Origin of the sequence: Candidatus Pantoea floridensis (assembly GCF_900215435.1) — a bacterium.
GTDB lineage: Bacteria > Pseudomonadota > Gammaproteobacteria > Enterobacterales > Enterobacteriaceae > Pantoea > Pantoea floridensis.
In genome coordinates, this window is the sequence record NZ_OCMY01000001.1 from 1489109 (window position 1) to 1514898 (window position 25790).

At 53.5% G+C, this 25790-nt stretch carries 26 protein-coding genes; 11 read left to right on the forward strand and 15 right to left on the reverse strand.

Features of this window, described 5'->3' with window-relative positions; translation table 11 throughout:
• The first annotated feature begins 11 nt into the window (after positions 1-11).
• Positions 12-341: a DUF485 domain-containing protein gene (locus CRO19_RS06975; RefSeq protein ID WP_097095194.1), complete on the forward strand. Its 330-nt coding sequence runs from the start codon at positions 12-14 to the stop codon at positions 339-341.
• On the forward strand, positions 338-1990 hold the full coding sequence (actP, locus tag CRO19_RS06980) for a cation/acetate symporter ActP (protein WP_097095195.1): 1653 nt from the start codon (positions 338-340) through the stop codon (positions 1988-1990). The genes CRO19_RS06975 and actP overlap by 4 nt, the downstream gene beginning before the upstream one ends.
• A gap of 112 nt (positions 1991-2102) precedes the next feature.
• On the opposite strand, the gene CRO19_RS06985 is transcribed toward actP, so the two are convergent.
• The 3 genes from CRO19_RS06985 to CRO19_RS06995 all read right to left on the reverse strand — a co-directional run bounded on the left by CRO19_RS06985 (position 2103) and on the right by CRO19_RS06995 (position 3881).
• A complete protein-coding gene (locus CRO19_RS06985; protein WP_097095196.1) occupies positions 2103-2648 on the reverse strand; it encodes a YfaZ family outer membrane protein in 546 nt (181 codons plus the stop codon).
• Between the two features lie 122 nt (positions 2649-2770).
• A complete protein-coding gene (locus tag CRO19_RS06990) occupies positions 2771-3466 on the reverse strand; it encodes an LrgB family protein (RefSeq protein WP_097095197.1) in 696 nt (231 codons plus the stop codon).
• Entirely contained in the window at positions 3459-3881 is a 423-nt protein-coding gene (locus tag CRO19_RS06995; protein WP_097095198.1) for a CidA/LrgA family protein, read from the reverse strand. The genes CRO19_RS06990 and CRO19_RS06995 overlap by 8 nt, the downstream gene beginning before the upstream one ends.
• A 104-nt stretch (positions 3882-3985) precedes the next feature.
• On the opposite strand from CRO19_RS06995, the gene CRO19_RS07000 reads away from it, so the two are divergent.
• Positions 3986-4888: a LysR family transcriptional regulator gene (locus tag CRO19_RS07000; protein WP_097095199.1), complete on the forward strand. Its 903-nt coding sequence runs from the start codon at positions 3986-3988 to the stop codon at positions 4886-4888.
• 136 nt (positions 4889-5024) lie between these two features.
• Here CRO19_RS07000 and CRO19_RS07005 read toward each other — a convergent pair whose 3' ends face one another.
• The 4 genes from CRO19_RS07005 to soxR form a co-directional block, all read right to left on the reverse strand.
• Entirely contained in the window at positions 5025-6674 is a 1650-nt protein-coding gene (locus CRO19_RS07005; RefSeq protein WP_097095200.1) for a Na+/H+ antiporter, read from the reverse strand.
• A 124-nt stretch (positions 6675-6798) separates the two neighbouring features.
• Positions 6799-8148 carry an NCS2 family permease gene (locus tag CRO19_RS07010; protein WP_097095201.1) on the reverse strand — a complete coding sequence of 450 codons (1350 nt, stop codon included), beginning with the start codon at positions 8146-8148 and terminating at the stop codon, positions 6799-6801.
• A gap of 300 nt (positions 8149-8448) precedes the next feature.
• Positions 8449-9114 carry a glutathione S-transferase family protein gene (locus CRO19_RS07015; protein ID WP_097095202.1) on the reverse strand — a complete coding sequence of 222 codons (666 nt, stop codon included), beginning with the start codon at positions 9112-9114 and terminating at the stop codon, positions 8449-8451.
• 44 nt (positions 9115-9158) lie between these two features.
• Positions 9159-9635 (reverse strand): redox-sensitive transcriptional activator SoxR, encoded by a 477-nt coding sequence (gene soxR, locus CRO19_RS07020; protein WP_008109977.1) that lies wholly within the window; start codon positions 9633-9635, stop codon positions 9159-9161.
• Positions 9636-9733: 98 nt separating this feature from the next.
• On the opposite strand from soxR, the gene soxS reads away from it, so the two are divergent.
• Positions 9734-10165 carry a superoxide response transcriptional regulator SoxS gene (soxS, locus tag CRO19_RS07025; protein ID WP_097095203.1) on the forward strand — a complete coding sequence of 144 codons (432 nt, stop codon included), beginning with the start codon at positions 9734-9736 and terminating at the stop codon, positions 10163-10165.
• A gap of 254 nt (positions 10166-10419) precedes the next feature.
• Positions 10420-10701 (forward strand): YjcB family protein, encoded by a 282-nt coding sequence (locus CRO19_RS07030; protein WP_097095204.1) that lies wholly within the window; start codon positions 10420-10422, stop codon positions 10699-10701.
• A 56-nt stretch (positions 10702-10757) separates the two neighbouring features.
• On the opposite strand, the gene CRO19_RS07035 is transcribed toward CRO19_RS07030, so the two are convergent.
• Complete coding sequence (locus CRO19_RS07035) at positions 10758-11708, reverse strand: ATP-grasp fold amidoligase family protein (RefSeq protein WP_097095205.1); 951 nt, start codon at positions 11706-11708, stop codon at positions 10758-10760.
• Between the two features lie 8 nt (positions 11709-11716).
• Positions 11717-12973 (reverse strand): oligosaccharide flippase family protein, encoded by a 1257-nt coding sequence (locus CRO19_RS07040; RefSeq protein WP_097095206.1) that lies wholly within the window; start codon positions 12971-12973, stop codon positions 11717-11719.
• A 527-nt stretch (positions 12974-13500) separates the two neighbouring features.
• Here CRO19_RS07040 and CRO19_RS07045 point away from each other — a divergent pair.
• Positions 13501-13896 carry a transposase gene (locus tag CRO19_RS07045; RefSeq protein WP_097095207.1) on the forward strand — a complete coding sequence of 132 codons (396 nt, stop codon included), beginning with the start codon at positions 13501-13503 and terminating at the stop codon, positions 13894-13896.
• 933 nt (positions 13897-14829) lie between these two features.
• Here CRO19_RS07045 and CRO19_RS07050 read toward each other — a convergent pair.
• Both CRO19_RS07050 and CRO19_RS07055 read right to left on the reverse strand, forming a co-directional pair.
• Entirely contained in the window at positions 14830-15771 is a 942-nt protein-coding gene (locus CRO19_RS07050; RefSeq protein WP_097095208.1) for a DMT family transporter, read from the reverse strand.
• 73 nt (positions 15772-15844) lie between these two features.
• Positions 15845-16675 carry an AraC family transcriptional regulator gene (locus CRO19_RS07055; RefSeq protein ID WP_097095209.1) on the reverse strand — a complete coding sequence of 277 codons (831 nt, stop codon included), beginning with the start codon at positions 16673-16675 and terminating at the stop codon, positions 15845-15847.
• A 122-nt stretch (positions 16676-16797) separates the two neighbouring features.
• Here CRO19_RS07055 and CRO19_RS07060 point away from each other — a divergent pair, with 122 nt between their 5' ends.
• The 3 genes from CRO19_RS07060 to CRO19_RS07070 all read left to right on the forward strand — a co-directional run bounded on the left by CRO19_RS07060 (position 16798) and on the right by CRO19_RS07070 (position 18299).
• On the forward strand, positions 16798-17325 hold the full coding sequence (locus tag CRO19_RS07060) for an isochorismatase family protein (protein WP_097095210.1): 528 nt from the start codon (positions 16798-16800) through the stop codon (positions 17323-17325).
• Between the two features lie 72 nt (positions 17326-17397).
• Positions 17398-17841 carry an Xre family toxin-antitoxin system antitoxin gene (locus CRO19_RS07065; RefSeq protein WP_097095211.1) on the forward strand — a complete coding sequence of 148 codons (444 nt, stop codon included), beginning with the start codon at positions 17398-17400 and terminating at the stop codon, positions 17839-17841.
• On the forward strand, positions 17838-18299 hold the full coding sequence (locus tag CRO19_RS07070; RefSeq protein WP_097095212.1) for an RES family NAD+ phosphorylase: 462 nt from the start codon (positions 17838-17840) through the stop codon (positions 18297-18299). Before CRO19_RS07065 ends, CRO19_RS07070 begins: the two co-directional genes overlap by 4 nt.
• Before the next feature lie 85 nt (positions 18300-18384).
• Here CRO19_RS07070 and ssb1 read toward each other — a convergent pair whose 3' ends face one another.
• Positions 18385-18933, reverse strand: coding sequence for a single-stranded DNA-binding protein SSB1 (gene ssb1, locus CRO19_RS07075; RefSeq protein ID WP_097095213.1), 549 nt, complete (start codon positions 18931-18933; stop codon positions 18385-18387).
• A gap of 222 nt (positions 18934-19155) precedes the next feature.
• On the opposite strand from ssb1, the gene uvrA reads away from it, so the two are divergent.
• Both uvrA and CRO19_RS07085 read left to right on the forward strand, forming a co-directional pair.
• On the forward strand, positions 19156-21984 hold the full coding sequence (uvrA, locus tag CRO19_RS07080; RefSeq protein ID WP_097095214.1) for an excinuclease ABC subunit UvrA: 2829 nt from the start codon (positions 19156-19158) through the stop codon (positions 21982-21984).
• Between the two features lie 219 nt (positions 21985-22203).
• Positions 22204-23268 carry an NAD(P)-dependent alcohol dehydrogenase gene (locus CRO19_RS07085; protein ID WP_097095215.1) on the forward strand — a complete coding sequence of 355 codons (1065 nt, stop codon included), beginning with the start codon at positions 22204-22206 and terminating at the stop codon, positions 23266-23268.
• Positions 23269-23274: 6 nt separating this feature from the next.
• On the opposite strand, the gene CRO19_RS07090 is transcribed toward CRO19_RS07085, so the two are convergent.
• From CRO19_RS07090 to CRO19_RS07100, 3 genes are all read right to left on the reverse strand, one after another.
• Positions 23275-23625: an MmcQ/YjbR family DNA-binding protein gene (locus CRO19_RS07090; protein WP_097095216.1), complete on the reverse strand. Its 351-nt coding sequence runs from the start codon at positions 23623-23625 to the stop codon at positions 23275-23277.
• 3 nt (positions 23626-23628) lie between these two features.
• The gene (locus CRO19_RS07095) at positions 23629-24045 is read right to left on the reverse strand and encodes a secondary thiamine-phosphate synthase enzyme YjbQ (protein WP_097095217.1); all 417 of its coding nucleotides are present in this window, start codon (positions 24043-24045) and stop codon (positions 23629-23631) included.
• 108 nt (positions 24046-24153) lie between these two features.
• Positions 24154-25695, reverse strand: a complete 1542-nt coding sequence (locus tag CRO19_RS07100; protein WP_370659784.1) for a catalase — start codon at positions 25693-25695, stop codon at positions 24154-24156.
• Positions 25696-25790 lie beyond the last annotated feature (95 nt).

The window sequence follows — 25790 nt, forward strand, 5'->3', positions numbered from 1 at the left end:
GAGAAAATGTGATGAACGAAACCCTGGAACAACAGGAAGCAATCTGGCTACAAATCGAAAATAACCCGCGCTATCACGAACTGGTGCACAAACGTCAGGCCTTCGCGCTGCTACTTAGCATTATCATGCTGGTGCTGTACGTCGGCTTTATTCTGCTCATTGCCTTTGCGCCCGGCTGGCTGGGCACGCCATTGCATGCAGGTACCAACGTGACGCGGGGTATTCCCATTGGCGTCGGCCTCATCGTGATGTCTTTCGTGCTGACCGGCGTCTACGTATGGCGTGCCAACGGCGAGTTTGACCGTCTGACCAAACAGATCCTGAGCGAGGTGAAATCATGAAGCGCTTGCTCTCGATGTTTTTGGCTATTGTGCCCGCCAGCGTGTTTGCCGCCGATGCGATAACCGGCGCGGTACAACGTCAGGCCACCAACTATGAAGCCATTATTATGTTCGTGGTGTTTGTGGCAGCGACGCTCGGCATTACTTATTGGGCATCCAAGCGCACCCGTTCGCGCAGCGATTACTATACCGCCGGCGGTAATATCACCGGTTTCCAGAACGGGCTGGCCATTGCCGGTGACTTTATGTCCGCCGCCTCGTTCCTCGGTATTTCCGCCCTGGTTTATACCTCGGGTTACGACGGGCTGATCTACTCGCTCGGCTTCCTTGTCGGCTGGCCGATGATCCTGTTTTTGATTGCCGAACGCCTGCGCAATCTCGGTCGTTACACCTTTGCTGATGTTGCCTCCTATCGCCTCGCTCAGAAACCCATCCGTACATTGTCGGCCTGCGGCTCGCTGGTCGTGGTGGCGCTGTATCTGATTGCGCAGATGGTCGGTGCCGGTAAGCTTATCCAGCTGCTGTTTGGTTTGGATTACCACATCGCGGTGGTGATGGTGGGTATTTTGATGGTGCTGTACGTGCTGTTCGGCGGCATGCTGGCCACCACCTGGGTGCAGATCATCAAAGCGGTGCTGCTGCTGTTTGGCGCCAGCTTTATGGCGATTATGGTGATGAAAGCCACCGGCTTCAGCTTCAATACGCTGTTCACCGAAGCCATGGCGGTGCATCCGAAAGGTGCGGCGATTATGCAGCCAGGCGGGCTGGTGAAAGATCCGATATCGGCGCTGTCACTCGGGCTGGGCTTGATGTTCGGTACCGCCGGTTTGCCGCATATTCTGATGCGCTTCTTTACCGTGGCCGATGCGCGTGAAGCGCGTAAAAGTGTGTTCTGGGCCACCGGCTTTATGGGCTACTTCTACTTCCTGACCTTTATTATCGGCTTCGGCGCGATATTACTGGTGGGATCGAATCCGGCCTTCAAAGATGCCAGCGGCGCCCTGCTCGGCGGCACCAACATGGCGGCGGTCCATCTGGCGAATGCGGTTGGCGGCAGCTTGTTCCTCGGCTTTATCTCGGCCGTGGCTTTCGCCACCATTCTGGCGGTCGTTGCGGGTCTGACATTGGCGGGCGCTTCTGCGGTGTCACACGATCTCTATGCCAGCGTAATCCGCGAAGGTAAGGCGACAGAACGCGATGAGTTGCGCATCTCGAAGATCACCGTGTTGGTGTTGGGCGTGGTGGCGATTGCGCTGGGGATTCTGTTTGAAAAACAGAACATTGCCTTTATGGTCGGTCTGGCGTTCTCGATTGCTGCCAGCTGTAACTTCCCCATTATTTTGCTTTCGATGTACTGGTCAAAACTGACCACGCGCGGCGCGATGATTGGCGGCTGGCTGGGATTGATTACGGCAGTGCTATTGATGATCCTTGGCCCAACTATTTGGGTGCAGGTGCTGGGGCATGAGAAGCCGATTTATCCGTATGAGTATCCGGCGCTGTTCTCGATGCTGGCGGCGTTTATCGGCATTTGGCTGTTTTCTATCACCGACCACTCGGCGCGCGGTGCCGAGGAACGTGCTCGCTTCCGCGGACAGTTTATTCGTTCGCAGACGGGAATAGGAATTTCGCAGGGTAAATCGCACTAGGAGCGGTGATTGACCAGGTCGCCATAAATACGGTGCGGTGATTGACCAGGTCGCCATAAATGGCGACCCTACATGTAGGGTGCGCATTAATGCGCACCTGGTTATATCATTATTAGAAACGCAGTGACGCGCCAACGTACGGCCCATCAACCAGCACGTTATCTTTACGGCTGCCCTTATTGTTCAGCTCAATATACTGATAACCCACACGCAGGTTCAGCAGCGAAATTGGCGTGAAGCTCAGGCCACCAGACGCTTCCTGATAGCTATCCAGACGATCGGAGAACGCTTCCGGTGCATAGTAATATTCGCCATACAGTCCCCACATGCTGTTGAAGCTGTACTGCGCGCCGCCGCCCACTGCTACGGTAAAGCCATCACGACCATCTTCCGGATGGGTGAATAGCGCTTTCGCCGTTGGCGCAATGCGGAAATCGCCCACGTCGATGTTATAGCCCAGGCCGGCACCATAGGTGCTGCCATCGTGATCGCTGCGCAGCCAGTTGCCTTTCAGGAACAGGCCTGGCGAGGTAGTACCGAGACCAAGGTTCAGGTTGGTGCTGTGCTCACCCACGTCAACACTGCCCTCAATCGCCTGTGCGCCGCTGCTCAGCAGTGCCAGACCCAATACGCTTCCAGTAACAAGTTGCTTTAACATGTGATTCCACTCCATGAAGGACCAATAATTCGGCGGCAAGGGTAACAGCCTGGCAGCGGGAGACAACATTATTTGGAAAGCTTTACGTAAAAATGGGTTACGACGGGCAAAAGAGCCGCTTCTTAAGCGGCCCAAAGCAGATGACTGAGCAGGGGCGCGAGAATGACCGTCACCACGCCGGAGAGCATCATTACCAGGCTCGAGACCACCCCTTCTTGCTGACCCAGTTGATAAGCGCGCGCGGTCCCTGCACCGTGCGATGCCGCACCGAAGCCCGCGCCTTTCGCCACGCCCTGCTTAATGGCAATACGCAGGAACAGAACATCGCCCACCGCCATACCGAACACGCCGGTGATCACCACAAACAGCGCCACCAGATCCGGCTGACCGCCAATCGGCTGTGCTGCCGCCAGCGCAAACGGTGTGGTAATCGAACGTACTGCCAGGCTGCGCTGGATGGATTCCGGCAGCGCCAGTAAACGCGCCAGCCATACCGAGCTGCACACCGCCACCAGCGTAGCGGTGACGACGCCCACGCTCAGCGATAGCCAGTGGCGCTTGATGATCTCGAGGTTCTCATACACCGGTACGGCAAATGCCAGCGTTGCCGGGCCGAGCAGCCAAATCAGCCAGTGACTTTCTGCGATATAGTTTTTCCAGCTCACGTGGGTAAGCAGCAGCAGCGCGACCAGCACCAGCGGCGTGAGTACCAGCGGCATGAGCAGCAGCGTACGCCAGCGACGATACAGGACTTTGTTGATGTAATAGACCAGCAGCGTGAATCCCAGACACAGCAGGCTAATCAGTAGATCATTCATGATGGGCCTGCTTGCGTGCAGCGCGCGCCAGTTCAAAACGGTATAAATGGTCGACCACCAGTGAGGTCGACGCCAGCACCAGCAAGGTGCTCACGCCAATCACCACGCAGATACGCCAGCCTTCACTGCGCAATAAATCGCTGTAATTCACCACCGCCACCACCGCCGGGATAAAGAACAGCAGCATTTCGGCCAGCAGCCAGTTGGCGCCGGCTTTCACCCAGCGCAGCGGCACAATGTGCGTCATGATAAGTCCCAGCAGCAACACCATACCAACCACATTGGCAGGCAGCGGTAGATGCAGCCAGCTCACCAGCTCGCCGCTAAACATAAACAATCCGACATACAGCACCAGCTGCAGCGGTACGAAAGCGCGTTGCAGGAGATCCGTTCTGCGCGGACTTAATGCCATCATTTCCTTTCACCCCGATGAATAATTCAGGGCTTTAGTATAAATCCGCCGCAAACTGTGAAAGAAATGAATTAAAATCATTCAAACTATGCCAAAAAGGAATGTGTATGGACGTGCGAGCCTTGCGCTACTTCACTGAAGTGGTCCGTCAGCAGAGCTTCACCCGCGCCGCTGAGAAGCTGTACGTGACGCAACCCACCATCAGCAAAATGCTGCGACAGCTGGAGGAGGAGCTGGGCTGCACCTTGCTGCTGCGTGAAGGGCGCAAGCTGCATCTGACCGACAGTGGCCAGGCGGTTTATCAGCGCGGGCTGGCGATTTTGCAGGAGTTTCATCAGCTGGAGGCGGAGTTAGGCGATATCAACCAGCTAAAAACCGGTGAGCTGCGGCTGGGCATTCCGCCAATGGTCGGCATGCAGATTGCGGGTTCTATCTCCGCCTTTCGTCGCCGTTATCCTGGCGTGCAGCTAAAAATTTCTGAGTTTGGCGGGCTGACCGCGCAACAAGCGGTGCTGAGCGGCGCGCTGGATATCGCCCTCACCGCGCTGCCGCTTGATGCAGCGCTGCCGCTCAATACGCTGGCGTTGATGCACCATCCGATGTGCGTATTGCTGCCGCGCAGTGAAAGCTGGCTACAGCATCGCAAAGTAGGTTTGGCTGAATTAGCCCGGCATCCGCTGCTGATCCTCAATGAAGAGTTCGCACTTAATCGCCAAATCATGAAAGCGTTTCAACGTCTGGGCGTAACACCGAACATTGCGCTACGCAGCGCGCAGTGGGATTTTCTGGCATCAATGGTGCAAGCGGGGATGGGATTGGCGATTTTGCCGGAACCGATCTGTCAGCGGCTGGATAAGCAGTCGCTGCTGTGGCTGCCGCTGGATTCGGAGCTGCAGTGGAGCCTGGGCTTGATTTGGCGAGAAGGCAGTTACTTATCACGCAGTGCGCAGGCATGGATTGAGTGCTGCCGTGAACACTGGCCGGATAAGGCACCGCGGCTTTCGGTGTGAAAACAACAGCAGCACAGTAACGTTCTGAACCGGTCGCCATGAATGGCGACCCTACGTTTATCTGACTGGGTTTACGTAGGGTGCGCATTCATGCGCACCGGGATTGCGCCGCTACAGGTGAAAAACAGGCTTGCCGCTATTCCTCTTTCTCTATCAGCAGCGCTTCGAGCAGATCAAGATCGTGCAGCAGTTTCTGCATCGTCTCGTTAGAGATTTCCTGCGTCGCGCGCAGGTGATACACCTCTGCACGTTCGGCTCGCAGCGCATTGAGGCGGAAACGACGCTCAAGGTTTTCGGCAAACTGCGCCTGCTCAATATCATTTTTGCCTTCCGCCCGGCGACGTAGATTACCAATTACCCGCAAACTGACTTCTTTCAGCAGTTCGGGATCGATGTTCTCTTCCGCGTCACTCTCGAGGCGTTGCTCCATTTTGTGCAGGCTCTCTATCGCCACACCCGCCATGGCGGCACGCGCGAACTGAATCTCACGACGATGACCGACCTTATCGATACTTTCCACATCGCGCAGCAGAATCGGCAGCAGTACAACGCCGACCAGCAGCGAAACCAGAATCACACCGGTGGCGATAAACACCAATTCATAGCGCGCCGGGAAGGGATCGCCATTGCTGAGGAACAGCGGAATCGACAGCACACCGGCCAGCGTGATGGCACCGCGCACCCCGGCAAAAGAGGCAATCAGCAATTCGCGCAGCGAATAGTTGGTAAACTCCAGCGGCTTTTTCTTCAGCAGGCGCTGACTGGTGCGCTTCATGATCCACAGCCAGCCGAATCGCACCACCATCAGGGCGGCGTACACCAACAAGACGTCAGTGAGCAACATCCACAGTTCCACATTGGGATCGGCTTGTGCCTGGGCAATCGACGTGGAAAGGATGTCTGGCAACTGCAGGCCGAGCATCAGGAACACCATGCCGTTAAAGACAAACTCCAGCATCTGCCACACGCTGTTCGCACGCAGACGCATGGCGAGCGGTGCCTGACGGATAATGCCGGAACGCGTGATGGTCATCCCTGCGGCCACGGCGGCCAGGATGCCGGACACGCCAAGGTGTTCGGCAATCAGATAAGAGGCGAACGGTAACAGCAGCAGCAGCACGGTTTGGGTGGCCGGATCATCTCCGCTCCAGCGGCTCAGCAGGCGCAGCGAGCGACCATACAGCCAGCATATTGCGACGCCGGCAACCAAACCGCCCACGGCCACTTTAAGAAACTCAACGCTGGCACCGCCCCACGTAAACACCATGGTGCCCATGGCGACCGCCACCGCAAACTTGAGTGATACCAGGCCCGATGCGTCGTTCATCAGGGCCTCGCCCTGCACAATCGACATGATCTTTTTCGGGATACGCCCTTCACCGACAATGCCGGACAGCGCCACGGCATCGGTGGGCGACAGCACCGCCGCCAGCGCAAAGGCGGGAATCAACGGAATGCCCGGCACCAGCCAGTAAATCAGGTAACCAATCCCGACCACGGTGATCAGCACCAGAACCAGCGCCAGCCCCATGATTTCACGACCGTGATGGAGAAATTCGTTAATCGGCGTTTTCCAACCATCTGCGAACAGCAGCGGCGGAATGAACAGCACGAGGAACAGTTCCGGGTCAAAATCGACATGCAGGCCGAAGACGGGAAAAGCGAGTAGCGCACCGGCGGCAATCTGCACCAGCGGAAGAGGAATTTGAAACGGCAGAATACGTGCCGCCACGCTGGAGAGTGAAACCACCAGCGTCATGATGAGAATAGTAAAGAAGATTTCCATGCTTTCCTTAGGCGAATCAATTTCATTAAAGCGATGTTGTTGCGTGGGAAAGTGTAAAACAAAACGCCGCACAGCGGGCAACCCGATGTGCGGCGAGGAGCAGAAAGAGAAAAATCTTGGTTTTTTAGATAGCCCAACCACCGGCGTAGAACACCACCAGCGCGACAGCAATCACCACTGTGCCAACGTTCAGCTTGCGCCATTCACCCGCGAACAGGCGACCAATCACCAGCGAAGCGAAGCCGAGCATGATGCCGGTTACGATGTTGCACGTCAGCACGATGAAGACTGCGGTCAGCAACCCAGACATCGCATCCACGAAATCATTGAAGTCGATTTTTGCCACGTTGCTGAGCATCAGCAGGCCAACATACATCAGCGCGGGGGCGGTGGCGTAAGCGGGAACCAGATACGCCAGCGGCGACATAAATAGAATCACCAGGAACAACAAACCGACCACGATCGCCGTCAGACCGGTTTTGCCCCCTGCCGCCGTACCTGCGGCCGATTCAATATAAACCGCAGCGGGTGATGCGCCCACCAGACCGGCGAACAGGCTGCTGACAGAATCCGTGGTCAGCGCGCGGCCACCGTTCATGATCTGGCCCTCTTTATCCAGTAGATTCGCCTGCCCCGCTACCGCGCGAATGGTGCCGGTGGCATCGAATACCGCAGTCATTACCAGCGCCAGCACGCTTGGCAGCACGACCGGTTGCAGCGCACCCATGATATCCAGGCTAAACATCGCCGATTGACCGTTGGCATCCTTCAGGCTCGGCATGGCGAACAGACCTTGGTAGGTCACCGCCGGATCGAAAATCAAACCGATAATGGAGATCGCAATAATGGTCAGCAGGATGCCGCCCGGTACGCGACGTTTCTCCAGACCGAAAATGGCCGCCAGTCCCACCAGCGCCATGATCACCGGAAACGAAGCAAAATGGCCGAGCGCCACCGGCAAGCCCGCCGCCGGGTTCTTCACCACCAAACCAATGCCGTCTGCGGCAATCAACATCAGGAACAGGCCGATACCCACGCCGGTGCCGTGCGCCACCCCCATCGGTAAGTTACGCAGAATCCACGTGCGAATACCGGTCACTGAAATCAGCGTGAACAGTAAGCCCATCAGGAACACCGCGCCGAGCGCCACCGGTACGCTAATGTGCTGGCCGAGCACCAGGCTAAAGGCAGTGAAAGCGGTCAGTGAGATAGCACAGCCAATCGCCATGGGCAGATTTGCCCACAAGCCCATGATGATTGAGCCAAAGCTTGCGACCAGACAGGTAGCAACGAACACCGCCGTCGGCGAGAAGCCCGCTTTGCCCAACATGCTGGGGACCACGATAACCGAGTAGACCATCGCCAGAAACGTCGTCAGACCCGCTAATATTTCCTGACGCACGCTGCTGCCGCGTGCAGAGATGTTGAACCAGGCGTCCAGTTTTCCACTGGCCGGGCGCGATTCACCAGACATAATCATTCCTCAATATTTTTTGTGATGTGAGTTGCCGCACGGCGCGCGTTTGCTGCTCCCTGATGCGAGATTTTCATGGTGAAAATCCAGGCAAACGTTTACGTCGCCGCGTATTCCTGTTGGTAAAAAGAGATAGGGAAAAAAGGCAAACGATTATCTGGCGTTTGGCATGGTGTTTTCAACTACTAATCGCGGGGATTGCAGGATAAATCCAGCCGATGGGGTTCCCAGGTCGTCATGAATGGCGACCCTACGATCATGGGCTTTGTAGGGGCGTCATTCGTGACGACCTGGCCTCAATCAACTCTGCAGTTGAATCGGGCCGCCCTGCTCAATGGCGCGTTGCCAGGCGGCGCGCTGCTGCATGGTTTCCAGCCAGCGTGCGGTGGCGGGCATCTCACGCAGTGAACCGCGCATCTGCAGCGCCAGCAGCGGGAAGCTCATCTGCACATCGGCGATACTAAAACGTGAACCGGCAAAATAAGCGTGCTGGCTAAGATGCTGTTCGATGACGCTGCCGTGCAACGCCAGCTGTTTGTTCAGCCAGGCCTTTTGAATGCCCTTACTCAGCGCGATGCCCGCTGGACGCAGCAGCCACGGCACCGGCTTCTTGCCCAGCTGAGCAAACACCAGTTTCATCACTAACAGCGGCATGAGCGATCCTTCGGCGTAATGGAGCCAATAACGCGACTGAATCTGTTCATCCTCATCACTCAAGGCCAGCTGATGTTCACTGTCATAGCGCATTTGCAGATATTCGAGAATAGCGCCCGATTCGGCAATAACCCGATTGCCATCGGTGATCACCGGGGATTTACCCAGCGGATGGACTTTCTTTAAGGAATCAGGCGCCAGCAGGCTGTTTTCACGCTGATAACGTTTGATTTGGTAAGGCACCGAGAGCTCTTCCAGCAGCCATAACACGCGGTGCGAGCGGGAATTTTCCAGATGGTGAACGGTGATCATACGGTTTTCCTTGCCGGTAAAAGTGTCCCGGCAAGTATAGTCGATTACCGTTTCTGCTCGTCTTGTTCAGGATCGAGCAGTACCGCACCCGAACCTTGTTCGCCCAGGCGGTCACCGGGATTGCGTAGCGGGCAGTCACGCATCGATAAACAGCCGCAGCCGATGCAGCCATCAAGATCGTTACGTAAACGCGTAAGGGTTTCGATGCGCTTATCCAGTTCTTCACGCCAGTGCTGCGTTAGCGCATCCCACTCCTGCGTAGACATACGCTTATTGGCCGGCACGTGCGTCAGGCTATCGCTCACCGTTGCCAGCGGAATGCCAATGCGCTGCGCAATTTTAATGATCGCCACGCGGCGCAACACATCTCGGCTGTAACGGCGCTGATTACCGCCGTTGCGTGAGCTAAAAATCAATCCTTTGGTTTCATAGAAGTGCAGCGCCGAGACCGCCACACCGCTGCGTTTCGCCACTTCACCCGGCGTCAGCACCGGCTTCGGGTAATTGCGTTCTTTTTTCATTTTGGGCCTTTACCTCAAGTTAACTTGAGGAATTATACTCGCACCCCAACAAAACTACGAATTTCTAACCAGGTATTAACCATCAGAAGGATGAGGCTATGATGCAACAGGAAATCATTCATTCGCTGACCCACTGGATCGATCAGAATCTGGATAAAGCGCTGTCAATTGATGAAGTCGCAGCAAAATCAGGTTACTCAAAATGGCATCTGCAGCGTATGTTCCGTGCCGTCACGAAACAGACGCTGGGTGGCTATATTCGCGAACGTCGTCTGACGCTGGCCGCAGAAGCGCTGCGTCAAACCCAGCGCCCGGTATTCGATATCGCCATGCAGTACGGCTACGATTCGCAGCAGACGTTCTCACGCGTGTTCCGCCGTCAGTTCTCGCAAACGCCGACCGCTTATCGTCATACCATGCGTCGTCAGGCGATGATGCAGCGTCCACGTTTGCTCAGTTTTGACTGCGTCGAGAGCAGTATGAACAGCTTTGCCCAACGTACAACCGGCGAGTGCTGCCCGGTTAGCTAACCTTTTCTGCGCGCCCCAAGCGGGCGCACCTCTCTTTTTGCCCGCAAATTCCTCCCTCTTTGATGAAAAAATTTCTACCATACAAGGTATAAATTTTGTTCAAAATTTAAAATCGAGTGATATAATGTGAGCCAAGTCACACTTTCTTGTTTGCAGTAAGACGGCCAGAAGGGCTTCCCTGACCTTCCTTCTTTGCCGCCAGTGATGTCCATTGAATGTCGGGGATATCACTGATTCTAAGAGGTTTTTTGCAGATGGCCACGTTAACCACCAGTTTGATTGTTATGCGCTGGGAACTCCTGAGCGCAGTAATGATGTTCTTTGCCAGCACCATGAAAATTCGACTGCGTCAAAACAGTCATCACGTGATGGCGCTGCTGTGTGGAGGTATTGGTGTGGGCATGTCCTGCTGGTTCGTTACCGGCCTGCTTGGCATTACGTTAAGCATGGAGAATCTGCATAACTTTATGGAAATCTCTAAGAACGCCTTTATCCAGGTGATGAGCCAGGCGCCAGCAGACTGGCCGATGCCTTAATCGCCGCCAATAAAAAACCCCGCCAAGGCGGGGTTTTTTATTTTGCTGTGTGATTCTTAAATTTTCTTCAATACGGCCGGGATGGCGACATCCGCAACCGTGACGCCCGGTATCTTCGTACCGCGACGATCCTGAATCCACATATCACCCATCATTTGATTAAGCCCGCGATCCAGACCGGTCACTAAGCCAGCTCCCGGCGTAAAGGTCAATTCGCCAAAGTAGATCTGGTCGTTATCGATGTACCAATCCACGCGCACGTAATCGAAATCACTGGCCAGCGTTTTGCTCAACGCCAGGGCGTGCTGTAACGACGCCATCTGCGGTGTCACGTCCAGGCCGGTATCACGAATCTTGTGATAGGCCTCTTTCAGATTGTTAACATAAAAGTTCATCGACAACAGCGGATTACAGCGGTTGTAAATCACCTGCAGCACATATTCAAAATTGCCATCGCGCTTATTGAACATGTGGAATTTGTAATCAATCGGTGCCGTTTTACCATCACCGATGTACTGCTCCACCAGAATACGCGGCTTGATGTAGCGATAGTGAATCTCACGCGCCTCATTGGCGAAGTCGGTTTTCAACCAGCGATGACAGTCGTTAATAATCTGCTGCTTCTTCAGCGCGTCCGGCTCTTCCAGCAGGATTTCCACCATGTTGGAGGCATGATTCGGTTTGATCACCGTATTTTTCCAGCTCGGCAAGGTGTGCAGCGAGCTGGGATCGCTGGTTTCATATACCAGCGGGATCAGGTATTCGCTACCCACTTTCTCGGCGATATATTCACGCACTGAATATTTGTCCGACAGGCGTCCGTAGATCTGATAGTCGCCGTGGACGAATTTGCGGTACAGCACCTTCTCATTGAAGACCTTCGGCTCACGCAGGTTGGGTAATCTACGAAACTTATGAAAGTAGTAGATACGATCCTGGGTTGCCCAGGGCATCTTCTTAATGAAGTACTGCACGCTTCTTCTGAGTTCTTCTTTCAACTTGAGCATATCTGACCTCATTTGTAGGTTTTGTAGTTGAGTGAGGAAACCTGGATTTTTTGGATGACGCCATTTTTGAAGAAGTAATTCATTACGGTAAGAGACAGCAATTCTGAGATGAAAACGCTCCAGGCGGCACCCATGATGCCGTAGCCCTGTATCAGCCACCACGACAGCGGCAAGCTGATAACCATCAGGCAAACAATTTTCTTCAACAGATAATTAAACCCGCCTTCTTTGACCATGTAGCGATACGCTACGGTCCCCATCGCCGAAAAGCAGGTTGCTAACGACAACAACGTAATGAGACTTCCTGACTGTGTGTATTCGTGACCATACAAAGCGATGATGATTTTTTCGCCGTACATCGCGATCACCGCTAACAACAACAATGAAACACCCATGACATAACCATTGAGCCGTGCTGTCAGCTTCATGGCGGCTTCTCCACGCTCACGGAAGATTTCCGAGAAGCAGGAAGTGATGATGGCAACCGGAATAAAAATCCATGAAGCCGAAATAGTATTTGCCGCGGCAAACAGGCCGAGGTCGCGCGCTGAAGCGATGCCCGCCAGGAACATCTGGGCCGCTTTCACCTGCACTGAGATGAAAATACTGGAAATGGCCAGCGGCAATCCGGCATAGAGCAGGTAGCGCAAATAGGCGTTGCGCTTCTCCTGTGGCGGTGCCACATCCTCATTTTCGCGGTAAAAATTAATGCGCTTAATGGCATACGGCACCAGCGTCACCGCCACAATGGATACGGTGAGCCACAGCGGATTGAGGTGTAGCCAGGCAATGAGGAAACTCAGCGTGAATCCCAGCAGCAATCCCACCGAGTTAGCGATGGTGTTCAGCCGTGACGCTAAGCGCGCATTGTTATAGACGCTGAAAGTGTCCTGCGTCACAAACACCGAGGAAATAAACGAGGCCAGTGCAAAGGCGAGGAAATTTTCCTGCATGTTGTACCAGACCCAAATCAACACCGGCAGCGATGTGAGCAAAAGCAAAACCAGGCGCATATTGCGCGCTACGGTCATCAGGCGCAGCCCTTTCGGTGCGCTTTTGCTAATCCGCTTAAACAGAATGGTTTCCGTACCGAAAATCGCCACGGTTTGCACCATGGAAAACAGTGAGGTCGAAAACGCCATTTGGCCAAAGATGGTTGGGCCAAAGGATTTTGCCACGTAGGAGGTCACAAATATGACGCCGAACACGGAGACAATCTTTTCAGACATCATCCAGGCGGCATTCGACATTACGCTCAATTTCATTGACTGATCCTTAGTATTACGAACTACAACAACTTTCGGTACAACATCCTTGAAATGAATTAACAAGCGCTCAGTGGGCCTGACTTAATTAATGAACTTCAAACCAAACTGGTCCGAAAAATGAGACTCGCGTCAGGAATTAAGAACTATATTCAGGAAAATTCCGATTATATCCGGTGCGAAACTCCGTGGATGTAAACGATTTCAGCTTAAATTCCGCACAAACGTTTACTGGCACACCCGAGCATTTCAGCGTCTGGGTTATGCCGTTTTTCCAATGAATGTAGTATTTTTTCTGCATTTGGGATGGAGTGAATTTATATCAAAAACCTAACGCCCGGAAGGCGTTCAATGCCATTCAGAATAAAATAAGATTTATCCCATGATGATATTTCTTCTAAATATCTTAATTTAACCCTCGCAATTCAAATCGCGCACTTTAATACTGCATTAATAGTGTTTTTGCAGTGCCAGATATTAATACAGTAATTCTCATCCACTAATTGATAAGAAAGGTAATAGCATTTATGAGAAAGTCACGATATAGCGAAGAGCAAATCACAAATGCCATTAAAGCTTCTGAAACGGGAGTGAAAGTCAGGGAGATTTGTGAGGAGCTAGGCATTTCCGAGGCCACTTTCTATAGCTGGAAGAAGAAATTCTCAGGGTTATCCTCCGAAGAAGGTCGTAAAATCAAGGAGCTGGAAGATCAGCTACTTAACCTTACGCGCGAGCTGCAATCACTGAGTTCGGACAAAGAGATGCTGCAAAGCGTGCTAAAAAACTTCTTCACCACAAATGAAAAGCGCCAGGCCGTTAACTTCCTGCAAACCACGTTCGACATAGGTACCCGTCGTAGCTGCCGCTTGCTGGATATTAGCCGTAGCGTTTATCACTATCCATCAGGAACAGATAATCGCTAGCATTATTAAGGCCGATGTTATTTGACTTAATGCTGAGATTTGTTCTTACCAGAAGATATGAAGATCATTTAATTCGGCGTTCACAACATAACAATTCGAACCAATTTTTCCTGATGAATACCATCGCGGAATTGCTTCCTTTTTTGCGGTAAAATAGATTCACATCAGCAAAAGTCTCTCTATTCAAGCCATTTAGACGAAGTCCAATCTCATTAACGTGAGATTGGCGCTTCGGCTATTACTTTACCAACATTAATCATCAGCCCTGAATGCAGACAATTCTGTTAAGCATTAATGAACAACGCCGTGTAACCGCTAACACATTGCCTCTGTTTTCAATTGGATCTATTGCCTGACTTTACGATTACCTGTTTCAACGGAACTAGTCTAAATCCGCCAACTTGCTGCCAGGAATTATCCTGATTAGATACGTTATTGCTCCTAAACAATAACGGCTAAAAAGTGGCGGATAAGGTAAATTCTTTCACCATAATCATCGCCGCGCTTAATGGTTTTTTGTTCACGCCTAATCGAATGTTTCTTAACAACGGCGTATTCCCTTAAGCAAAAAGTGGCTTTTCAACGGCCGACTTCAGTGCCAGGGGGCGATAAAAGGCAGGTTAAATGCACCTTTTTGCGCCTCTTCACGCCTGTTTTTACCTCGCCGGAACGCACTTTAGCCACGGTGATGTGTCCTCAGGGCGCGTTTAAGTGGCCTTAACATCATTAAATTCCCCCTTGCTGCTTATCCGGATCGCGTCTTTTATGACAAAAAGGCGCGATAAAAAGGGATGAAATGAGCCGTATTGTTATATGGCGGGCAAAGTGTGCGGTAAAAAGGGCAATACGAAGGGTGGAAAGCGTGGGGGAAATTCTTAAAAACACAGGGAAAAGCGCTCCTGAATCGTTTATCCAGTCGCGCTATCTGAGACCTTAAGCCTTCTGCGGTTTAATACGCATCGCATAGATCACACCCACGAGCAGACAGCCGATACCCATTAGGGTTAATAGCGGCGGCCAGCTTTGTCGCCACAGAAATGCCCACAGCAAACCGGCTAAGGTTTCAAAGACAATCAGCGGCCCCATGATCACCGTTGGCACGCGCTGGCTGGCAGCATTCCAGCACAATGTGCCCAGCCATGAGCAAAACAGTCCCAGTCCCAGCATTAACAGCAGATAGCGCTGCGGCTGTGGCCCAAACGGCAGAGCAAACTCAGGTTGCTGCCAGTGAAGTTGTCCGCAAACTAAGAGAAAGAGCACCAGCGCCAGCGGCAGCGTCACTAAACCTTGTGCCGTCGCCCAGCTGCCTGCTTTATGCTGCGGATGAGCACGCAACCATAAACCATTGCGCAGGGGATACCAGGTCCAGCACGCTAAAGCCAGTATCGCAAACAACAAACCCAGCAGATAACGCGACCAATCAAAATCGGGCCCCTGCGTCTGCATCTCGGCCATATTCACGCAGATCAGCCCAACAGCAATAATGAGTAAAGCCGGCATCAGCTTACGCCACGGCAGGCGTCCCTCCACGTGGCCATAGCAAAGATTGGCCGTCACGGTCATCACCACCGGCAGCGTGCCGATAATCATGGTGGAGATCGGTGCACCGGTTCGTTGAATCGCGCTGGAAAGAAACGTGTAATACAGCAGGTTACCAATCAGTGATAGCTTCAGCGCTTCAACCCAATCTTTGCGCGTTAGCTGACGCAAGCGGCGGCGATCGAACCAGGCCAGCGGCAACACCAATAAACCAAATGCCACATAGCGCCCGGCCGATTGTAAGGTGCCGGGATAATCCGGAATCAGTAGCGGGCCGACGAAGATCAGCCCCCACATTAGCCCCGCGGCCAGCGCAAACAGTACTCCAGCAAACATACATCTCTTCCTTTACAGGTAATTTGCTGCAGTGTGATGGAGCAGATAGTTAAAGGCTTGTAGCAGATTGCGGTTAGCGCGAGTGGAAGACTTGTTTTTGGTAGCGTCCAGGTGTGATGCCGTAGCGATGGGCGAATGCACGCGTGAGATGGGCCTGATCGGTTAGGCCGACAGATGCCGCAACCGTCGCGGCACTTTCACCGCGTGCCAGCTGCTGTTTGGCCGCGAACAAGCGAAATGCCATCAGCATTTGATGCGGGGTGACGTGAAAGTGTTGTTTGAAACTGCGCAGAAAATGCCACGGCGACAGTGACGCCAGCGCTGCGAGATCTTCAAGCCGCACCGGCTCGGCGAGATTTTCGCGCAGATAGTCGCGAACGGCATCAAAGCGATGCGTCGCTTCTGCGGGGCGCGGTTCGCCCTGGCGTGCCAGTGGACGCATCAGTTCCAGCAGTTCGAGCAGCGTGCTTTCACGCTCCAGCGCGGTTTCTGCCTGCCACATCTGTGCCAGCAGTTGAGAAAACGGCTGTGCCAGACGCACATCAGTACGTAGCGCCTCGCTGAACCACCAGTGACGATCGCCGGTTAATCGATCCATTTCCTGCGGATCGATGTAGATCATACGATAACGCCAACCGTCATCGCAGGCTGATTCACCGGTGTGCAGCTCATCGGGATTCATCATTATCAGCGAATGTTGGGGCGCGGTGTAGTTGGCACCACGATAGCGGAAACGCTGGGCTCCAGACTCTATGGTGCCGATGCCAAAGGCTTCATGGGTATGCGGCTCAAAAGCGTAGCGGGAGATGTGCGCCTGATAAAGCTCAATGCCTGGCAGCTCAGCGAAATGCTGAAACTGCGCCCGATCTTGCTCACAAGGAAAAACGTCAGGAACCACCTTCACAACCCACCTCCAGATTAAAAGCGACTATAAGCATGCGCGGGGATGCCGATAAATGCAAAACGGATTTGCTTTACCTCTTCACGTATTCACCTGACACTCAAAGGACTGAAAAGGAGATAACGATGGCTAATCGAGTAGTTATGGTCGTGGACATGCAAAATGGCGTGCTGGCAATGCCGCGCTTTGATCGTTCTGGACGGTGCGAACGCATTAATCAGTTAACTGCCGCCGCCGATCGGGTGATTTTCATCCAGCATGTGGGCCCAGGCTTAGAGGTAGATTCAGAGGGCTGGGCGATTGTCCCCGAACTGCAGCAGCCGGCTAATGCCCTCTTCGTCAACAAAACGGCGTGCGACAGCTTTTGGCAAACCGACCTCGCCGCTCAGCTCGACCAATTTGGTATTAACAGCTTCGTCATTTGCGGCTGCGCGACCGATTACTGTGTCGATACCACCATCAAAGTCGGCGCCAGTCTCGGCTATCACATCACTGTCGCCGCCGATGCGCACACCACCGCCGACCGCACTTATGTTTCCGCGCAACAGCAGATCAATCAGCACAACGAAGTGTGGGCCGATTTGATTATGCCGGGTAATCCGGTGCGGGTGCGTGAGACGGAAGCGTTATTACGGGAATGGCGGCCGCATTAACGGTTCTGCTATTGAAAACTTCTGACAAGTGTCAATAATAGAGTATGACATTTGTCAGATTTGGAGAAATCTATGCGAGCCTACATTCCTGATGGTAAATCACATGACAACGCGCTTTGGCGCTTTGCTGGCTTACCCCCACGGGGACTGGAGCTAACTCGCATGCTCGAGGCAGGCTTACCGGTCGCGGTGATCGACGACATTCGTCATTGGTCGGCGATGAGCAGAGCCGAGATCATGAAGGTCACTGGCATCAATGAGCGTAATATTGCCCGCCGTAAAAGCGCAGGTAAAAGCTTGTCACCCGATGAGAGCGAACGTATCGCCCGCTTTGTCCGTGTCATGGATGCTGCCGTTCAATTGTTTGGTGGCAATAAAGAAGACGCTACTCAATGGTTAAGCCGGCCGGTGAAAGGATTAGGTAACGTTGCACCGATTACCTTGCTAGCAACGGAAAGCGGCGCATTAGATGTGCTTGATTTGATTGGACGACTGGAGCATGGCGTCTTCTCATGATTTTCTTCCGGCTAATCAAAACGCAATATGCTTCTGAAGCCTGGACCGGCAATGGTGCGAAACAGTTTGGTGGCCGCTGGAATCATAAAGGCCACCCAACCATTTATGTCGCGACCTCGGTTTCACTTGCCGCGCTTGAAGTGCTGGTGCATGTCTCGAATGAGTCGATTTTGGATGAGTACACCTTATTCAGCATTGAGATCCCTGACGACGAAGTCTCCTACATTACTGAAGATTTTTTGCCTGCCGATTGGCGCCAGGATCCGGCTCCGGTTTCGACCATGGATTTAGGTACAGGTTGGCTTCAATCGGGGGAAGGTGCAGCGCTGATTATTCCCTCAAGCATTATTCCGATGGAAAACAATGCGGTGTTGAATCCTCAGCATCCGGCATTTAAGGGCTTTCTACCGAGTGTACAAAAGCTCCCCTTTGCATTCGATCATCGACTGATCAAGTAAATCAAAAGCTGACTCTCAAGACAACAAAAAGCCCCGTATGACGGGGCTTTCAAAGCAACGAAACCGATAACGCTCAGCAGAGCGTTTAGAACGGAATGTCGTCGTCAAAATCCATCGGCGGTTCATTGTTCGCCGGTGCGCTCTGCTGCTGTGGACGCTGCTGAGCACCGCCGCTGAACTGGTTGCCGCCTTGCGGCTGCTGTTGTGGCTGCTGTGGCTGGCCCCAACCGTTGTTATTGCCGCCCTGGCCGCCCGCGGGTGCGCCACCGGCGTTCGCGCCCTGCTGACGTCCACCGAGCATCTGCATGGTGCCGCCAACATTTACCACCACTTCAGTGGTGTATTTTTCCTGGCCGCTCTGGTCAGTCCATTTACGGGTACGCAGCTGCCCTTCGATGTAAACCTGAGAACCTTTACGCAGGTATTCTCCGGCTACTTCCGCCAGCTTGCCAAACAGCACCACGCGGTGCCATTCAGTGATCTCTTTGTTTTCACCGGTGGTCTTATCGCGCCAGCTTTCTGACGTGGCCAGCGTAATGTTGGCTACCGCGCCACCATTTGGCATGTAGCGCACTTCCGGATCCTGACCCAGATTCCCGACTAGAATCACTTTGTTTACGCCACGACTGGCCATGTTGCTGTCTCCCGATGAGTTGATGCTAAAAGTCTAAGCGAAAAATTGTATCACGTCACATTGCTGTGTGCCCACTTTAGAGCGGGATTCCAAATTTTCCCTATCCCAATATTAGCAAAAACACTGGATATTTATTCAGTTTATTTTTTGTGCCATAATGATGCGTTTCTGCTGGTCATGCTGGCAAGGCATGGCGAGTGTTGTTCAATCCGGGAAAGGTGAATGGATAAGATCGAAGTCCGCGGTGCTCGCACCCATAATTTGAAGAACATCAACCTGATCATTCCTCGCGATAAGCTTATTGTGGTCACCGGTCTATCGGGTTCCGGTAAGTCTTCGCTGGCGTTTGATACGCTGTATGCCGAAGGCCAGCGTCGCTATGTCGAATCGCTGTCGGCCTATGCGCGCCAGTTTCTTTCATTAATGGAGAAACCGGACGTTGACCATATTGAAGGTCTTTCGCCCGCCATTTCCATTGAGCAAAAATCAACGTCACACAACCCGCGTTCTACCGTCGGCACGATTACGGAAATCCACGACTATTTGCGTCTGCTGTTTGCGCGTGTCGGTGAGCCGCGCTGCCCCGATCATGACGTTCCCCTGGCGGCACAAACCGTCAGTCAGATGGTCGATCAGGTGTTGTCACAGGAAGAAGGTCGCCGCCTGATGCTGCTAGCGCCAGTGGTGAAAGATCGCAAAGGCGAGCACACCAAAACGCTGGAAAACCTTGCTGCACAGGGTTATATCCGCGCACGTATTGATGGTGAAGTGTGCGATCTCTCCGATCCACCCAAGCTTGAGCTGCAAAAGAAACACACCATTGAAGTGGTGATTGACCGCTTCCGCGTGCGCGACGATCTGGCAACGCGTCTGGCTGAATCGTTTGAAACCACGCTGGAATTGAGCGGTGGTACGGCGATCGTTGCGGATATGGACGATACCGATGCTGAAGAGATGTTGTTCTCAGCTAACTTTGCCTGCCCAATCTGTGGCTACAGCATGCGCGAGCTTGAACCGCGTCTGTTCTCGTTCAACAACCCAGCCGGTGCCTGTCCAACCTGTGATGGTTTGGGCGTACAGCAATATTTCGATCCCGATCGCGTGGTGCAAAATCCGGAGCTGTCGTTGGCCGGCGGCGCTATCCGCGGCTGGGATCGCCGTAACTTCTATTACTTCCAGATGCTGCGCTCGCTGGCAGAGCATCTGCAGTTCGATGTCGAAGCCCCGTTCAACAGCCTGAGCGACAACGCGCGCAAGGTGATCCTCTACGGGTCAGGCAAAGAAAATATCGAATTTAAATACATTAACGATCGGGGCGATACCTCGGTACGTCGCCATCCGTTTGAAGGTGTGCTGCACAACATGGAGCGCCGTTATAAAGAGACGGAATCCAATGCGGTGCGTGAAGAACTGGCGAAATTTATCAGCAACCGCGCCTGTGCCAGCTGTGAAGGCACGCGTCTGCGTCGTGAAGCGCGCCATGTATTTGTCGAAGACACCAACCTGCCGACCATCTCTGAGATGAGCATTGGTCATGCGATGGATTTCTTCGCGAATATGAAGCTGAGCGGCCAGCGCGCGCAGATCGCGGAAAAAATCCTTAAGGAGATTGGCGATCGCCTGAGCTTCCTGGTAAACGTCGGATTGAATTACCTGTCGATGTCGCGCTCAGCGGAAACGCTATCCGGCGGTGAAGCGCAGCGTATTCGTCTGGCGAGCCAGATTGGTGCGGGATTGGTGGGCGTGATGTATGTGCTTGATGAACCCTCTATCGGTTTGCATCAGCGCGACAACGAGCGGCTGCTTGGCACGCTGATTCACCTGCGCGATCTGGGCAATACGGTGATTGTGGTTGAGCACGATGAAGATGCGATTCGCGCGGCTGACCATGTTATTGATATTGGACCAGGTGCAGGCGTGCATGGTGGTCAGGTGGTGGCGGAAGGCGATGTCCATGCGATTATGGCCAATGAACAATCGCTTACCGGCCAGTTCTTAAGCGGCAAACGCGAAATCGCCATCCCTAAAGAGCGCGTGAAAGGCGATCCCACTAAAGTGCTGAAACTCACCGGTGCGCGCGGCAATAACCTTAAAGATGTCACGCTGACGATCCCGGTAGGATTATTCACCTGCATCACTGGCGTATCCGGCTCCGGCAAATCAACGCTAATTAACGATACCTTGTTCCCGATTGCACAGCGCCAGCTTAACGGTGCAACCACCATCGAAGCGGCGCCTTATCGTGAGATCGCCGGTCTGGAACATTTCGATAAAGTGATCGATATCGATCAGAGCCCGATTGGCCGTACGCCGCGTTCGAATCCCGCGACCTATACCGGCATTTTTACGCCAGTGCGCGAGCTGTTCGCTGGTGTACCGGAAGCGCGTTCACGCGGTTATAATCCGGGCCGCTTCAGCTTCAACGTGCGCGGCGGACGCTGTGAAGCCTGCCAGGGCGACGGCGTGATCAAGGTAGAAATGCACTTCCTGCCCGATATCTACGTACCGTGCGACCAGTGCAAAGGCAAACGCTATAACCGCGAAACGCTGGAGATTAAATACAAAGGCAAGAGCATCCACGAAGTGCTGGACATGACCATCGAAGAAGCACGTGAGTTCTTCGATGCGGTGCCGGCGCTGGCGCGTAAGCTGCAAACGCTGATTGATGTTGGCCTGTCGTATATCCGTCTCGGTCAGTCAGCGACCACGCTCTCTGGCGGTGAAGCCCAGCGCGTTAAGCTGGCGCGTGAGCTGTCAAAACGCGGTACTGGCCAGACGTTGTACATCCTTGATGAGCCAACCACCGGTCTGCACTTTGCCGATATCCAGCAGCTGCTGGAAGTGCTGCATCAGCTGCGCGATCAGGGCAACACCATCGTGGTGATTGAACACAATCTCGACGTGGTCAAAACCGCGGACTGGATTGTCGATCTCGGCCCGGAAGGCGGCAGCGGCGGCGGTGAAATCCTGATTGCGGGCACGCCAGAAACGGTAGCGGAGTGTGAACGCTCGCATACCGCCCGCTTCCTTAAACCTATGTTGAAGAAGTAAATTTCTCTCAGGCCCGCCAGCGCGGGCCTTATTTTTAGTGTCGATTTCCACCGCGAAATGCAGGAACAGGCAAGAATCAGACAACTTCAGGCATATACGCTTTTCATCCTGCTGACTATCCTTACAACGTTCCTTTTGGCGTCCTTACGCCCTTTTATCCCTTCCATGTACTGAACGGGATCCCGCAAAAATCTCACGACACATCCTACTGGAGACACCATGAATATTACGCATGCCTATGCCGCACAGGACGCGAAAGCAAAACTCGCTCCGTTCGACTTTAAGCCACGCGAACTGCGCGATCATGATGTGCAGATTGAAGTGTTGTACTGTGGCGTCTGCCACTCTGATCTACATACCGCCCGCAACGAATGGCGCAACACCGTTTTCCCGGTAGTGCCAGGCCATGAAATCGTGGGTCGCGTAACGGCCGTTGGTGCGCACACGCACAACTACAAAGTGGGTGATTTGGTCGGCGTTGGCTGTATGGTCGATTCCTGCCGCAGCTGTCCAAGCTGTCAGGAAGGGCTGGAGCAGTATTGCGAAAACGGCTTCGTTGGCACCTATAACGGTGAAGATCGCCAAACCGGTGCGATTACCTACGGCGGTTATTCCACCAATATGGTGGTAGATGAAAGCTTCGTGCTGCGCGTACCTGAAAATCTCGACCTGGCAGGCGTTGCGCCGCTGCTGTGTGCTGGTATCACCACTTACTCGCCGCTGCGCCACTGGAACGTCGGCCCGGGTAAAAAAGTGGGTATCGTCGGCCTGGGCGGTCTTGGTCACATGGGCGTGAAACTGGCGCACGCGATGGGCGCACACGTGGTGCTGTTCACTACCTCACCATCAAAAATTGAAGATGGTAAGCGCCTGGGCGCTGACGAAGTGGTGATTTCGAAAGATGCCGATCAGATGGCACAGCACACCAATAGCTTTGACTTCATTCTGAATACCGTGGCGGCACAGCACGACCTTAATCCGTTCATCACCCTGCTGAAGCGTGATGGCAACATGACGCTGGTCGGCGCGCCGGAGCACGATCACCCGGCACCGCAGGTATTTAACCTGATCTTCAAACGTCGCAGCGTCGCCGGCTCACTGATTGGTGGCATCGCTGAAACCCAGGAGATGCTGGATTTCTGCGGCAAGCACGGTATCACTTCCGATATCGAATTGATTGCGATGAACCAAATCAACGAAGCCTACGAACGTATGCTGAAAAGCGACGTGAAATATCGCTTCGTGATTGATATCAACACCCTGCGTGAGGAATCTGCGGCGTAATTCGCCTCAGTTTTCGTCATGGTTGACGCCCGCTTCGCGCGTGGCGTCAGCCTGTTGCCAGGACGCATCCACCAGATAGTAAATTTGCGAATCTTTCAGCGAACCATCCAGCCACAACGTGCTCCAGTGCGACTTGTTCAAATGCTCGCTAGGAAACACATCGCTATGTTCCTCGCGTAATAACTCCGCCAGCGCCGGAGAAGCCTTCAGCGATAACGCTGGGCGCCCCTTCACCTCGTACAGCATGGCGAAAAGCACGCCCTCGCTTTTGATTTGCGTCGCCTGCCACTGCTCTTTGTAGCTCTGCTCTGCGCCCGGCTTGGCCATGCAGTAAGTCAGTAGATCCGAAGTATTCATGTTTTATTCCCCTTGTAAGGTCGCCACGATGCGCCGCGCACCGCCGTGTACGCGATGTTCGCCGAGCCAAATCCCCTGCCACGTTCCCAGCAGCAGGCGACCACGATTAATCGGGATCAGCAGTGAAACACCCAACAGCGAAGATTTGATATGCGCGGGCATGTCGTCAGCCCCTTCGTAGTCGTGCTGATAAGGCGCGTTTTCTGGAACCTGGCGTAAGAAATGCTGCTCCATATCGCTGCGCACCGTGGGATCGCAATTCTCATTCAGCGTCAAAGAGGCCGATGTGTGTTGCAGCAAGAGATGCAATTGGCCGACGCGCACATCGGATAAGACATTAAGCTGGTCGATAATCTCATCAGTGACCAGATGAAAACCACGCGTTTTGGCGTCAAGCGTAAGCGTTTGTTGATACCACATGCCAGAATCCCTAAATGAAATACACCGTTTAAGTGTGCAGCATGTCAGCGAAAGGTAAACCCTGCAGGAAGGAAAAAGCGGCAGAGCGTGATGTCTGCCGCCTGAAGATTAGTCGTTCAGCTTGTCTGCCAGCGCTTTGATGCTGCCAACGTCATCTTTGGTGATCGCCGCCAGGCGCGTGCCGTACTCTTTATCGGCTTTATAGAAAAACGACAGCATAATGGCGCGGCTTTGCACATCAACACCTTTCAGCGCGCCGCCAAGCGAGTTAACTAGATCGGTTTTCTCTTTATCGCTAAACGAACGATATAGCTCGCCAGCCTGCTTGAAGTTCTGGGTTTTCGCGATGATCGCCTGCTGCGTGCTTCCGCTCAGTGGAGTGTGGCTGTAACGTGCGCTTTGCAGCTCCTCGCGAGGATAAATGCGGCTTGGCTGATAGTTAACACCATGATCATCGGCTTGAACGCTGTTCATCGCGCCATCCTGATTGCCGTTGCTGACCGGCACGCGCGGCGCGTTAACCGGCAGGCTCAGGCCATTAGCACCCACGCGATACATCTGCGTATCGGCGTAGGAGAACAGACGTCCCTGCAGCAAGCGATCTTCAGACGCTTCGATGCCCGGAACCAGGTTTGACGGCGCCATCGCCACCTGCTCGGTCTCCTGGAAGAAGTTATCAACGTTGCGATTCAACTCCATCTGGCCGATCTTCACTTCGGCAATGCCCGGCCAGATTTTAGTCGCGTCCAGCGGGTTGAAATCGTATTTATCGAGATCGCTGGCTTTGATGGTTTGAATGTAGAGATCCCACTTCGGGAAGGCTTTGTTGTTAATCGCCGTGACCAGATCTTCAGTCATATGGCTGTAAGAGGTACTCTGAATGGCGGCAACTTCACCTGGATCGAGGTTTTTCTCGCCCTGCAGCGTCTTCCAGTGGAACTTCACATAGTGCACTTCGCCTTTCGCGTTGACGAACTTATAGGCATGGACGCTGTTGCCGTCCATTTGACGATAATTAGCCGGCGTGCCCATGTTGGAGAACAGCATGGTTAAGGCGTGCGTGGCTTCCGGGACGTGGGAAAAGAAATCAAAGGTGCGCGCATCGTTATCAAGGTTGCTACGCGGATCGGGCTTGAAAGCATGGACCATATCCGGGAATTTAATCGCATCGCGGATGAAGAACACCGGCAGGTTATTGCCAACCAAATCCCAGTTGCCCTGGCTGGTATAAAACTTCGTGGCGAAACCACGCGGATCGCGCAGTGTTTCCGGCGAATGTTTGCTGTGTACCACGGATGAGAAGCGCACAAAGACTGGCGTCACGCTGCCTGGCTTGAACACTTCAGCCATCGTCAAATCGCTGATGTCTTTGCTGGCACGGAACTCACCATGAGCACCCGTGCCGCGTGCGTGGACGACACGCTCGGGAATACGTTCACGGTCAAAGCGCTGCAGCTTCTGGATCAACTGCCCATCCTGTAGCAGCACAGGGCCTTGATCGCCTGCAGTTTGTGAGTTCTGGTTATCACCTACTGGAGCGCCATTGTCGCGCGTTAATTCGGTACTGAAAGCTGGAAGTGAGAAGGCTAAGGCAAGAGCACAAGCCAATGGATTGAGTAAATAAGAACGGGCTGTCCGGGTCATAAGCATGCTTCCTTGTATGTATGCGTTCGCAACAGGTTGTCGCGTACGGCCGCTGTCGGCGCGAGCATCTTTACATTCAAGAAATTAAGATCTAACGAGAC